This window comes from Herbiconiux sp. VKM Ac-2851 (assembly GCF_013205105.1).
In the GTDB taxonomy this organism is placed as follows: Bacteria; Actinomycetota; Actinomycetes; order Actinomycetales; family Microbacteriaceae; genus Herbiconiux; species Herbiconiux flava.
In genome coordinates this window covers 904,160-915,712 of the sequence record NZ_JABMLJ010000003.1, presented here as the reverse complement: position 1 = coordinate 915,712, position 11,553 = coordinate 904,160, and the positions used below count along the sequence as shown (strand labels likewise).

At 72.0% G+C, this 11,553-nt stretch carries 10 protein-coding genes; 3 read left to right on the top strand and 7 right to left on the bottom strand.

Going from position 1 to position 11,553, the window contains the following annotated elements; translation table 11 throughout:
- Nucleotides 1–85 precede the first annotated feature (85 nt).
- A complete protein-coding gene (locus HQQ85_RS17580; RefSeq protein WP_173183775.1) occupies nt 86–607 on the top strand; it encodes a MarR family winged helix-turn-helix transcriptional regulator in 522 nt (173 codons plus the stop codon).
- Nucleotides 604–1,608 carry an aldo/keto reductase family protein gene (locus HQQ85_RS17575; protein ID WP_173183774.1) on the top strand — a complete coding sequence of 335 codons (1,005 nt, stop codon included), beginning with the start codon at nt 604–606 and terminating at the stop codon, nt 1,606–1,608. The genes HQQ85_RS17580 and HQQ85_RS17575 overlap by 4 nt, the downstream gene beginning before the upstream one ends.
- A gap of 113 nt (nt 1,609–1,721) precedes the next feature.
- On the opposite strand, the gene HQQ85_RS17570 is transcribed toward HQQ85_RS17575, so the two are convergent.
- Nucleotides 1,722–2,258, bottom strand: coding sequence for a GNAT family N-acetyltransferase (locus HQQ85_RS17570; RefSeq protein ID WP_173183773.1), 537 nt, complete (start codon nt 2,256–2,258; stop codon nt 1,722–1,724).
- A 119-nt stretch (nt 2,259–2,377) separates the two neighbouring features.
- Here HQQ85_RS17570 and HQQ85_RS17565 point away from each other — a divergent pair, with 119 nt between their 5' ends.
- The gene (locus HQQ85_RS17565; protein WP_173183772.1) at nt 2,378–2,977 is read left to right on the top strand and encodes a TIGR03086 family metal-binding protein; all 600 of its coding nucleotides are present in this window, start codon (nt 2,378–2,380) and stop codon (nt 2,975–2,977) included.
- Nucleotides 2,978–3,055: 78 nt separating this feature from the next.
- Here the strand turns inward: HQQ85_RS17565 and gatB are convergent, their stop codons facing one another.
- From gatB to mnmA, 6 genes are read right to left on the bottom strand one after another with little or no spacing between them, the layout of a single operon-like run.
- Nucleotides 3,056–4,573, bottom strand: a complete 1,518-nt coding sequence (gene gatB / locus HQQ85_RS17560) for an Asp-tRNA(Asn)/Glu-tRNA(Gln) amidotransferase subunit GatB (RefSeq protein WP_173183771.1) — start codon at nt 4,571–4,573, stop codon at nt 3,056–3,058.
- The gene (gatA, locus tag HQQ85_RS17555; protein ID WP_173183770.1) at nt 4,573–6,117 is read right to left on the bottom strand and encodes an Asp-tRNA(Asn)/Glu-tRNA(Gln) amidotransferase subunit GatA; all 1,545 of its coding nucleotides are present in this window, start codon (nt 6,115–6,117) and stop codon (nt 4,573–4,575) included. The genes gatB and gatA overlap by 1 nt, the downstream gene beginning before the upstream one ends.
- The gene (gatC, locus tag HQQ85_RS17550) at nt 6,117–6,416 is read right to left on the bottom strand and encodes an Asp-tRNA(Asn)/Glu-tRNA(Gln) amidotransferase subunit GatC (protein WP_173183769.1); all 300 of its coding nucleotides are present in this window, start codon (nt 6,414–6,416) and stop codon (nt 6,117–6,119) included. The genes gatA and gatC overlap by 1 nt, the downstream gene beginning before the upstream one ends.
- 40 nt (nt 6,417–6,456) lie before the next feature.
- Nucleotides 6,457–7,749 (bottom strand): alpha/beta hydrolase, encoded by a 1,293-nt coding sequence (locus HQQ85_RS17545; RefSeq protein WP_254069483.1) that lies wholly within the window; start codon nt 7,747–7,749, stop codon nt 6,457–6,459.
- Between the two features lie 3 nt (nt 7,750–7,752).
- Nucleotides 7,753–10,290, bottom strand: coding sequence for an NAD-dependent DNA ligase LigA (gene ligA, locus HQQ85_RS17540; protein WP_173183768.1), 2,538 nt, complete (start codon nt 10,288–10,290; stop codon nt 7,753–7,755).
- Complete coding sequence (gene mnmA / locus HQQ85_RS17535; protein WP_173183767.1) at nt 10,290–11,444, bottom strand: tRNA 2-thiouridine(34) synthase MnmA; 1,155 nt, start codon at nt 11,442–11,444, stop codon at nt 10,290–10,292. The genes ligA and mnmA overlap by 1 nt, the downstream gene beginning before the upstream one ends.
- Between the last annotated feature and the right edge of the window lie 109 nt (nt 11,445–11,553).

Genomic DNA, 11,553 nt, shown 5'->3' with positions numbered 1-11,553 from the left:
TCTCAGTCGGGCGGAACATGTTGCTCCGCAGATCGTCTGTTTCACAACCTATCTGTTCGGCAACCTATTCCGCTAGACTCGACCCATGGCAGACGGACTCGACCTCGGGTGGTCGCTCGGCACGCTCTTCCGCAGCTGGCAGACGACGGTCACCGGCATCGTGGGCGAGCTGCCGCACGGGCCGCGCGGCTTCCAGCTGCTCGGCGCCCTCGACGGCGACCGGCGGGCACCCACGCAGGCCGAGCTCTCGGCGCACCTCGCCATCGATCGCACGGTGCTCACCTACGTCATCGACGACCTGGTGGCCGCCGGGCTGGTGGAGCGACGCACCGAGGAGCGCGACCGGCGGGTGCGGCGCATCGCGCTCACGGCGAGCGGCCGGCGCCGCCTGAAGTCGCTGCGGGCGAAGGTCGACGCGGCGGAGTCCGCGCTCTTCCCCGGATTGAGTCCGGTCGAGGCCGTCACCCTGCGCGCCCTGCTGGAGCGGGCCGCGGCCGGAGCCCACCTCGGCACGGGCGAGCACGACGCGTGCCGGGTCGTCGCCGACATCCTCGCCGACGAGGGCGCGGGCGCTTCCCGGGCTGCGGGAGTAGCTTTCGGAGCATGAAGTTTCGATACCTCGGCAACAGCGGACTCAAGATCTCCGAGATCACCTACGGCAACTGGCTCACCCACGGCTCCCAGGTCGAGAACGACACGGCCACGCAGTGCGTGCGGGCCGCTCTCGACAACGGCATCACCACCTTCGACACGGCCGACGCCTACGCGAACACGGTCGCCGAGCAGGTGCTGGGCGACGCGCTGAAGGGCGAGCGGCGCTCCTCGCTCGAGATCTTCACGAAGGTCTACTGGCCCACCGGTCCCAAGGGCCCGAACGACACCGGGCTCTCGCGCAAGCACATCCTCGAGTCGATCGACGGCTCGCTCCAGCGCCTCGGCACCGACTACGTCGACCTCTACCAGGCGCACCGCTACGACTACGAGACGCCGCTGTTCGAGACGATGCAGGCCTTCGCCGACGTCGTCCGTCAGGGCAAGGCGCTCTACATCGGCGTCAGCGAGTGGACCGCCGAGCAGCTGCGCGAGGGCCACGCCCTGGCAGAGTCGCTCGGCTTCCAGCTGATCTCGAACCAGCCGCAGTACTCGATGCTCTGGCGGGTCATCGAGGAGGAGGTCGTGCCGGCCTCGAAGGAGCTCGGCATCTCGCAGATCGTCTGGTCGCCGGTCGCACAGGGCGTGCTCACCGGCAAGTACAAGGCCGGTCAGCCGCTGCCCTCGGGCTCGCGCGCCACCGACGAGAAGGGCGGCGCCGACACCGTGAAGTCGTTCCTCACCGACGACATCCTGCAGCGCGTCGAGAAGCTCGAGCCGATCGCCGCGTCGCTCGACCTCACCATGGCGCAGCTCGCCATCGCGTGGGTGCTCGCGAACGAGAACGTGGCCGCCGCCATCATCGGCGCCTCGCGCCCCGAGCAGGTCGCGTCGAACGTCGAGGCCTCGGGCGTCGAGCTGCCGGCCGAGGTGCTGTCGCAGATCGACGACGTGCTGGGTTCGGCCGCCGTCGCCGACCCGTCGAAGACGACCTCCCCGCCCACGCGCGTGGTCTGACGCCGCGGCGCGGCCTGCGGCCGGGCCTCGTGCCCGGCCGCACCCGGTCGGCCGCTCGGCTCGGCTTCCAGACCGGTCGCCGCTCGGCTCGGCTGCCAGACCGCTCGGCCGCTCTAGGGCGCGAGGCCGGGCGTGAGCTTCGCCAGAAGGGCGACCACCACCGAGCCGCCCTTCGTCGACTGGCGGCCCACCTCCTCGAAGCCGAGCCGCCCGTGGAACGCGAGCGAGCCCGGATTCGGCGGCTCCACGTTGACCTCGCAGTCGACCTCGACCGCTCCCCGCGCCCGCGCCTCGGCGAAGACGGCGTCGTAGAGCAGCGGGCCGAGTCCCTCTCCGCGGTGCCCCTCCCCCATGACGATGCGGTCGACATAGAGGAAGCGGTCGCCGCGCTCCGAGAACCAGCGGTAGTTCTCGCTCGCGTAGTCGGCGCCCGGCGCCAGGGCGAGCACGAAGCCGACGAGCTCCTCCTCACGGGCATCCGGATGCCCGCCCCGCACCACCCCGGCCGCCAGCGCAGCGGCGCCGATGAGGGCGCCCATCTCCTCCGCATCGATGTCGTTCACCGCGGGCACCGCCGCGTGATTGAGCTCGAGCAGGCGGGGCACGTCGGCCTCGGTGAGGAGGCGCAGGTGGGCGTCGTGGTGGGTCATCTGCCGACCCTAGCGCCCGCGCGGTGTTCGCTCTGCGCTGATCGGTCGTCGCATCGGGGAACCGGAGGAATGCGCATCCGGGGTCCGTCATTGACAATAGAGATCGACAGGAGCTCCGGATGACCGCACGAACCCCCCTCGACACCGAGACCACGCACTGGCTGCGGCTGCAGCGCCGCGCCCACCACGAGTTCGCCAGCCGCCTGGCCGCCGTCGAGGACTGGGACGGCCCGACCCCCGACACCGACTGGCGCGTGCGGGACCTCGTGCAGCACGTGATCGAGGAGCAGCAGTGGGTGCCGTGGCTGCTCTCGGGCCTCAGCACGCGGCAGGCGAAGAGCCGGCTGCGGGCGATCGAGGCCGATCTGCGGCACGAATGGCACCGCTACTCGCTCGCGGCGACGACCGCTTGGCAGGACGCGGCGCCCGACTCGGAGGTGAATCTCGCGTCCGACACGGTGACCGTCGTGGAGTACCTCAAGGAGCAGGTGGCGGATGTGACGATCCACAGCTGGGACCTCGCGCGGGCCGTCGGAGCACCTGAGGACCTCGACGTCGATCTCGTCGCGGCCGTGTGGACGGTGTTCGAGCCGCAGCGCGACGCCCTGGAGCTGAGTGGCCTGTTCGCGTCGCCCGTTCCGGTGCCCGACGACGCGCCGCTCCAGCTGCGCCTGCTCGCCCTCACGGGCCGCGACGCCCGCCCCGTCACCGCGGCCTGAACCGCCGGGGTAGCGCGAACGGCCCTCCCCGGGGGTGGGAAGGGCCGTTAGCGTGACCCGGAGGCCGGGCGCCGGGGGCTACTCGGCCGCGGCGCGCTCGAGCACGAGCTCGCGCACGCGGGCCGCGTCGGCCTGACCCTTCATCGCCTTCATGACCGCACCGATGACGGCACCGGCGGCCTGCACCTTGCCGTCCTTGATCTTGGCGAGCACGTCGGGCTGGGCCGCGAGCGCCTCGTCGATGGCTGCGATCAGCGCGCCGTCGTCGGAGACAACCGCGAGCCCGCGGGCGTCGACGACCTCCTGCGGGGTGCCCTCGCCGTCGATGACGCCTTCGAGCACCTGACGGGCCAGGCGGTCGTTCAGCGCACCGCTGTCGATCAGGGTGACGAGCGCCGCGACGTCGGCGGGCGACACCAGCGAGGCGGGCTCGGCCGAGCGCGCGTTGGCGATTCGGGAGATCTCCCCCGACCACCACTTGCGGGCGGCCGCCGGCGAGGCGCCGGCCTCGACGGTCGAGGTGACCTCGACGAGCAGTCCGGCGTTCTGCACGTCCTGGAACTCCAGGTCGGTGAAGCCCCACTCCTGCTTGAGCCGGCGGCGGCGGGCGGCCGGCGGCTCGGGCAGGGCTGCGCGGAGCTCCTCGATCAGCTCGGCCGAGGGCACGACCGGCAGCAGGTCGGGCTCGGGGAAGTAGCGGTAGTCGTCGGCGTCGCTCTTGGGGCGGCCGGCCGAGGTCGTCCCCGTGTCCTCGTGCCAGTGGCGGGTCTCCTGCGTGATGGTGCCGCCGTCGGCGAGGATCTGCGCCTGGCGCTGGATCTCGTAGCGGATGGCCCGCTCGACCGAGCGCAGCGAGTTGACGTTCTTCGTCTCGGTGCGGGTGCCGAGCGGGGCCGGCGGCTCGCCCGGAGCGGTGCGCGGGCGCAGCGAGATGTTCGCGTCGCAGCGCAGGTTGCCGCGCTCCATGCGGGCCTCGGAGATGCCGAGCGCCACCACGATGTCGCGGATCGTCGCCACGTACGCTTTCGCCAGCTCGGGCGCGTCGGCCTCGGCGCCGTAGATGATGTCGGTGACGATCTCGACCAGCGGCACGCCGGCGCGGTTGTAGTCGACGAGCGAGTACTCGGCGCCCTGGATGCGGCCGGTGGCCCCGCCGACGTGCGTGAGCTTGCCGGCGTCTTCTTCCATGTGCGCGCGCTCGATCGGCACGGTGAACATGCGGCCGTCGGGCAGTTCGACGTCGACCGAGCCGCCGAAGGCGATGGGCTCGTCGAACTGCGAGATCTGGTAGTTCTTCGCCAGGTCGGGGTAGAAGTAGTTCTTGCGGGCGAAGCGGCTCGAGGGGGCGATCGAGCATCCGAGTGCCAGGCCCAGGCTGATGCTGTACCGCACCGCCTCGCCGTTCACCACGGGCAGCGAGCCGGGCAGGCCCAGGTCGACCGGCGTGATGTTCGTGTTGGGATCGCCGCCGAAGAAGTTCGGGGCGTCGGAGAACATCTTGGTCTTCGTGGAGAGCTCGACGTGCACCTCGAAGCCGAGCACGGGCTCGAACAGCTCGAGGGCCTTGTCGAAGTCCATCAGTTTCGCGGTGGCCATCAGACGGCTCCTTCCTGCGCGGCGGCCATCTCGCCGGGGGCGAGATCGGGTGCCTGAGAGATCAGCGTGTGGCCCCACTTGTCTTCGAGCATCCGCTCGAGAGCACCGCCGACGCCGTAGAGACGGGCGTCTTCGCGAGCGGGGGCGAGGAACTGGATGCCGACGGGCAGGCCGTCTTCGCGGGCCAGGCCCACGGGCAGCGAGATGCCGGGGATGCCGGCCAGGTTCGCGGGGATGGTGGCGATGTCGTTGAGGTACATCGCCATCGGGTCGCCCGTGTTCGAGCCGAGCTTGAACGCGGTGGTCGGTGCCGTCGGCGAGACCAGCACGTCGACCCCGGCGAAGGCCGCGGCGAAGTCGCGCTGCACGAGCGTGCGCACCTTCTGGGCGCTGCCGTAGTACGCGTCGTAGTAGCCGGCGCTCAGCGCATAGGTTCCCAGGATGATGCGACGCTTCGCCTCGGCGCCGAAACCGACCTCGCGGGTCGCCGCCATGACGTCTTCGACGGTGCCGCCGCCCGGCGGGTTGACCCGCAGGCCGAAGCGCACGGAGTCGAACTTCGCCAGGTTCGAGGAGGCCTCGGCGGGCATGATCAGGTAGTAGGCCGCGATGGCGTACTCGAGGCTCGGCAGGCTGACGTCGACGATCTCGGCGCCGTTCGCGGCGAGCAGGTCGAGCGCCTCACGGAAGCGCTCGAGCACGCCGGCCTGGAAGCCGTCGCCGTCGAGTTCCATGATGACGCCGATCTTCAAGCCCTTCACGTCGCCACGGCGCACGGCCTCGGCCATGCTCGGCCACTCGTCGGTGAGCGAGGTGGAGTCGCGCGGGTCGTGCCCGCCGATGACGTCGTGCAACAGCGCCGAGTCGAGCACGGTGCGGCTGACGGGGCCGATCTGGTCGAGGCTCGAGGCGAGGGCGATGGCGCCATAGCGGCTCACTCCCCCGTAGGTCGGCTTGACGCCGACGGTGCCGGTGACGTGGGCGGGCTGCCGGATGGAGCCGCCGGTGTCGCTGCCGAGGGCGAGCGGCGCCTCGAAGCTCGCGACCGCGGCGGCCGAGCCGCCGCCGGAGCCGCCGGGGATGCGCTCGAGATCCCACGGGTTGTGGGTGGGGCCGTAGGCGGAGTGCTCGGTGGAGGAGCCCATCGCGAACTCGTCCATGTTCGTCTTGCCGATCGGCACGAGACCGGCCGCGCGCAGCTTGGTCATGACGGTCGCGTCGTAGGGCGGCACCCAGCCCTCGAGGATCTTCGAGCCGCTCGTGGTGGGCATGTCGTTGGTGACGATCACGTCCTTGATGGCGATCGGCACTCCGGCGAGCGGATGCAGGGCCTCACCCGCGCGTCGGCGCTCGTCGATCGCGGCGGCGGTGCGGCGGCTCAGCTCGGGGGCGGTGTGCAGGAAGGCGTGCACCTCCTCGTCGACGGCGGCGATGCGGTCGAGGTGCGCGTCGGTGGCCTCGACGGCGCTGATCTCGCCGCTCGTGAGCTTCTCGGCGAGTGCGGCGGCCGACAGGCGGACGAGCTCGTGGTCGTGGCGGGCCATCACTGCTCCTCTCCGAGGATCGCGGTCACGCGGAAGCGCGAGCCGTCGTGGTCGGGGGCGCCGGCGAGCGCCTGCTCGGTGGTGAGCGTGGCGCCGGGCACGTCGTCGCGGTAGACGTTCTGCAGCGGGATCGGGTGGCTCGTGGCCGGGACGTCGGCGGTCGCGACCTCGGACACCTTGGCGACGTTGTCGACGATCGAGCCGAGCTCGCTCGTCAGGCTCTCGATCTCCTCGGGTGTCAGGGCGATCCGGGCGAGGTTCGCGAGATGCGCGACCTGCTCCTGGGTTATTTCGGACATGGTGCTCCGGTGTTCTGCTCGCGAAGGGTGTGGGGCAATTCTACGGGGTGGGCGGTGCGGGCTCCGGGGGCGCCGGCGGCTCCGGCGGCTCGGACGGCTCGGGCGCCTGCGCGTCGGGTGGTCGCGGGTCAGACGGTCGGCTGCCAGGCGGTCGGCTGCCAGGCGGTCGGGTGCCTGGGCGGCCGGTCACCTCGTCGAGGAAGGCGATCGTGGCCACGAGGGCACGGCGGGCGTCGGGGAAGTCGAGCTTGAACTGGTACTCGTGGGGCAGGGAGGGCTGGTGGTCGGCGGGCCAGAACATCGTGGTGACCGGGACGCCGGCCGCGCGCATCCGCTCGCTCAGGGGCACGGACTGCACCGCGGTGAGGCCGTCGCCGTTGCCGCCCGAGATGAAGGCCGGCGGGAAGGCTCCGGTGACGGCTCGGATCGTGCTCATCGAGTCGGCCGCCTCGGTCGCCGACCAGTCGCGGCTGCCGGTGTAGGCCCAGAGGGCGCTCTTGAAGCCCCACTCGAGCACGCCGGTGAGGTGCGTCATCGCGTCGAGGTCGTAGATGCCGCAGTGCAGCACGACGCCGGCGAGCTGACCGGGTTCGAGAGCGGGGCGGATGCCCGTGCGGGCCGCATACGCCGGGTTCACGATCGCGGCCGTGAGCTGGCTCGCGAGCTGCGCGCCCGCCGAGTCGCCGGCGAGCACGATGCGGTGCGGGTCGATGCCGAGCTCGTCGGCGTGCTCGACGAGGTGCGCGAGGGCGTCGCCGAGTTGCTCCACCGCGGTGGGGTAGGCGGCCTCGGGCGCGATCGTGTAGTCGACGGCGACGCCGACGTAGCCGGCTGCGGCGAGGTGGCGGAGGTAGGGGGTGACGTGCGCCTTGCTCCCCGAGATCCAGGCGCCGCCGTGGATCCACACGACCACCGGCCGCGCCGCTGCAGCGTCAGCCCGTGCGGCGTCAGCCGACGCGGCGTCAGCCGACGCGGCATCGGCCGGTGCGGCATCGGCCGGTGCGGCGTCAGCCGGTGCGGCGTCAGCCGGCGCGACATCGGCCGGCGCGGCGGGGCCGGGAGAGCCGGTGATGCCGTCGGCCGACGCGATGAGGTCGAAGGTGCCGCCGGGACGGCCGGCGACGGGGCCGTAGGGCACGTCGCGCAGCTCGCGGAACGCGCCGGCCGGAGCGTGGCGCTCAAGCTCGGCGACCGTGCGGCGGGCGTCGCGGTCGAACACCGCGCGGATGGCCATCACCGCCGGCCACGGCGAGCTGCGCGCCCAGACGGCAGCCGCGCCGAGCCCGGCCGCCGCCGCGATCACTCCCCCGACCGCGGCCGCGCGCCCGCGCATCCGCTACCCCTCGTCGCCGTCGGCCGCAGTCGCGTCGACCGCCGCCTCGTCGTCGGGCGGTGGTGCTGGTGCGGTGGGCTTCTTGGCACGGGGCGCCCGCTTCGCCCGAGGCTTCGTGGGCGTCGTCTCCGCCTCCGCGGCGGCCGGCGCGGCGTCGTCGCTCGCGGTGGGAGGGAGCGGACCATCCGCGTTCGCGTCGGCGTCAGCCGGATCGGCAACCGGCGGCGGGCCGAGCGCCGCCGGGCCCTCCGTGACCAGGAGCGCGAACTGGGCGGCGTCGATGATGCGGAGGCCGAGGGCCTCGGCCTTCGGCAGCTTGGAGCCGGCGCCGGGCCCGGCCGCCACGAAGTCGGTCTTCTTGCTGACGCTCGAGGCCGCCTTGCCGCCGGCCGCGATGATCGCCTCCTGCGCGCCCTCGCGGGTGAATCCCTCGAGCGACCCGGTCGCGACCACGGTGATGCCCTCGAGCACCCCGCCCGCGCCGACGTTCGCCCCCGGGCCCGGATGCCCTGGTGTCGCGAACTGCACCCCGGCCGAAGCCCACTGGTCGAGGATCTCGACGTGCCAGTCCACCTCGAACCAGGCGATCAGCGCGTCGGCGATGATGCCACCCACCCCGTCGACCGCAGCCAGCTCGTCGCGGGTTGCCGCCCGGATCGCGTCGAGCGAGCCGAAGTAGTCGGCCAGCGCGCGGGCCGCGACGGGCCCCACGTGCCGGATGCTCAGCGCGACGAGGATGCGCCAGAGCGGCTTCGTCTTGGCCTTCTCGATGTTCGCCAGGAGCTCGATCGCGTTCGAGGACGGCACCGACCCGGCGTCGCCCCAGAACTCCGTCGCCTCGGGATCGTAGGCGGGGTCGGCGTCGCGCCCCGAGACCCGCCGCTTGCGCCGGAACGGGGTGACGAGCTTCGGTGTTCCGTCGTCGTTCAGCTTCTCGAGCCCGGTCTCGTTGTCGCGGACGATTACCCGAATGGGGAACAGGTCGCGCATCGTCAGCGCGAACAGCCCCGCCTCGGTCTCGAGCGGAGGTTCGGCCGGCTCGCTCGGCTGCGTCAGCGCCGCCGCCGACACCTCGCCGAGGCCCTCGATGTCGAGCGCCCCACGCGATCCGACGTGCTCGACCCGGCCGCGCACCTGCGCCGGGCAGCTGCGGGCGTTGGGGCAGCGGAGATCGATGTCACCCTCCTTCGCGGGCGCCAGCTTCGTGCCGCACTCGGGGCAGTTCTCGGGCATCACGAACGCGTACTCGCTGCCGTCGCGCAGCTCGACCACCGGGCCGAGCACCTCGGGGATGACGTCGCCCGCCTTGCGCAGCACCACCGTGTCGCCGATCAGCACGCCCTTGGCCTTCACCACGTCCTGGTTGTGCAGTGTCGCCTGGCGAACCTCCGAGCCCGCGACCTCCACCTTCTCCATCACGGCGAACGGCGTGGCGCGGCCGGTGCGCCCGACGCTCACGACGATGTCGAGCAGCTTGGTGTTCACCTCTTCGGGCGGGTACTTGTAGGCCGTGGCCCAGCGCGGTGCGCGGCTGGTGGCGCCGAGCTCCTCGTGCAGCTCGAGGTCGTCGACCTTCACGACGATGCCGTCGATCTGGTGCTCGACGCTCGAGCGGTTGATGCCGTAGCCACGGATGAACTCCGCCACCTCGCCGATCGTGTCGAAGACGCGGTAGTGGGTCGAGGTCGGCAGCCCCCACTCGGCCAGCAGCTCGTACACCTCGGACTGGGCGGCCACGGGCGGGTTCGGCCACGCGCCGATGCCGTGCACGAGCATTCGCAGCCGGTGCAGACGGGCCGTCACGAGGGCCAGCTGGCGCTCGTTCTTGCCCTCGGACTTCTGCCGCAGCGACCCAGCGGCCGCATTGCGCGGGTTGGCGAAGACGCGCTCGCCCGCGGCCTCCTGGGCTGCGTTCAACTCATCGAACGACGCGACGGGGAAGAAGATCTCGCCCCGCACCTCGACGAGCGGCGGATGCCCGGAGCCCTTCAGCCGCGCCGGGATCGAGTCGATCTGCAGCACGTTCTCGGTCACGTCCTCGCCGACGACGCCGTCACCCCGGGTGGCGGCCGTGACGAGAACGCCGTTCTCGTAGCGCAGGTTGATGGCGAGGCCGTCGATCTTCAGCTCGCTGAGGAAGCGCACGACCCCGCGGCCGGCGTCGCGCTGCACCTTCGCGGCCCACTCGTCGAGCTCCTCCTCGCTGAACACGTTGTCGAGGCTCAGCATGCGCTCGGCGTGCGTGACGGGGGTGAACATCGTGGTGACGGCGCGGCCGCCGACGGTCTGGGTCGGGCTGTCCTGCGAGCGGAGCTCCGGATGCTCGCGCTCGAGCTCGTCGAGCCGACGCACCAGCGCGTCGTACTCCTGGTCGGACACCGTCGAGGCGTTCTTCTCGTAGTACTGATCGCGCAGCTCGAGGATGCGCGTGGTCAGCCGCTCGACCTCGACCGCCGCCGATTCGAGCTTGTCGGGCGTCTCCTCCGGCAGCGCCTCGTCGGCAGCGACCCCGTCGCCTGCTGTCCCGGCCGCACGCGCCATCAGACGACCGCCATCGTGTCAGCCGTCACCCTGTCGGCCGCCATCGAGCCCGCCGCGACCGTGTCGGCTGCGACCGTGCGGTCGATCGTGCACTGCCCCATCACCCGCGTGCCCACGTAGACCACCGCGGTCTGCCCCGGCGCCACCCCGACGAGCGGCTCCACGGGCGTGATGACGAGCTCGCCGTCGCGCACGACGGCCCAGGCGTCGACCGGATCGGCGTGCGCCCGGATCTGCACCTGGCAGTCGAAGCCGCTCTCGACGTCGACGGGGGCGAGCCCCGCCCAGGTGAACCGCGCCCCGGCGATCTCGGCGATGGCGAGGGCCTCCTTCGGCCCCACGACGACCTCGTTCGTGACGGGCCGCACCTCCAGCACGAACCGTGGCTTGCCGTCGGGCGCGGGCATGCCGAGCTTGAGCCCGCGGCGCTGACCGACCGTGAAGGCGTGTGCGCCCTCGTGGGAGCCGACGACGGCGCCGGAGCGGTCGACGATCTCACCCGTCGCGGTGCCGACGCGCTCGGCGAGCCACCCGCTCGTGTCGCCGTCGGGGATGAAGCAGATGTCGTGGCTGTCGGGCTTGTTCGCCACCGAGAAGCCGCGCTCGGCGGCCTCGGCGCGCACCTCGGCCTTGGAGGGCGTCGCCCCGAGCGGGAACAGGCTGTGCCGCAGCTGCTCGGTGGTGAGCACGCCCAGCACGTAGCTCTGATCTTTCGCCCAGGCGGCCGCGCGGTGCAGCTCGGGGTTGCCGTCGGCATCGGTCGTGACCGTGGCGTAGTGCCCGGTGCAGACCGCGTCGAAGCCCAGGTCGAGGGCCTTCTCGAGCAGGGCGGCGAACTTGATGCGCTCGTTGCAGCGCATGCAGGGGTTGGGGGTGCGCCCCGCCGAGTACTCGGCGATGAAGTCGTCGACCACGTCGGCCTTGAAGCGCTCGGAGAAGTCCCACACGTAGTAGGGGATGCCGATCTTGTTCGCCGCCCGCTGCGCATCCATCGAGTCTTCGATGGTGCAGCAGCCGCGGCTGCCGGTGCGCAGGGTGCCGGGCATGCGGCTCAGGGCGAGGTGCACGCCGACCACCTCATGGCCCGCCTCGACCGCCCGCGCGGCGGCCACCGCGGAGTCGACGCCACCGCTCATTGCTGCGAGAACCTTCATGCCGTCCAGCATACGGCGGGCCTCCGACACCGCCTCGGGACCGGCACGGCACAGGGTCCCTCCGGCGATTCACCCGCAGCACGGAGAGGATTGTCAGTCGTGCGGTGCA

Excerpts from the sequence above, each read along its gene's own strand:
- HQQ85_RS17580 (WP_173183775.1), top strand. The coding sequence starts at position 86 with ATGGCAGACGGACTCGACCTCGGGTGGTCGCTCGGCACGCTCTTCCGC.
- HQQ85_RS17575 (WP_173183774.1), top strand. The coding sequence starts at position 604 with ATGAAGTTTCGATACCTCGGCAACAGCGGACTCAAGATCTCCGAGATC.
- HQQ85_RS17570 (WP_173183773.1), bottom strand. The coding sequence starts at position 2,258 with ATGACCCACCACGACGCCCACCTGCGCCTCCTCACCGAGGCCGACGTG.
- HQQ85_RS17565 (WP_173183772.1), top strand. The coding sequence starts at position 2,378 with ATGACCGCACGAACCCCCCTCGACACCGAGACCACGCACTGGCTGCGG.
- gatB (WP_173183771.1), bottom strand. The coding sequence starts at position 4,573 with ATGGCCACCGCGAAACTGATGGACTTCGACAAGGCCCTCGAGCTGTTC.
- gatA (WP_173183770.1), bottom strand. The coding sequence starts at position 6,117 with ATGGCCCGCCACGACCACGAGCTCGTCCGCCTGTCGGCCGCCGCACTC.
- gatC (WP_173183769.1), bottom strand. The coding sequence starts at position 6,416 with ATGTCCGAAATAACCCAGGAGCAGGTCGCGCATCTCGCGAACCTCGCC.
- HQQ85_RS17545 (WP_254069483.1), bottom strand. The coding sequence starts at position 7,749 with ATGCGCGGGCGCGCGGCCGCGGTCGGGGGAGTGATCGCGGCGGCGGCC.
- ligA (WP_173183768.1), bottom strand. The coding sequence starts at position 10,290 with ATGGCGCGTGCGGCCGGGACAGCAGGCGACGGGGTCGCTGCCGACGAG.
- mnmA (WP_173183767.1), bottom strand. The coding sequence starts at position 11,444 with ATGAAGGTTCTCGCAGCAATGAGCGGTGGCGTCGACTCCGCGGTGGCC.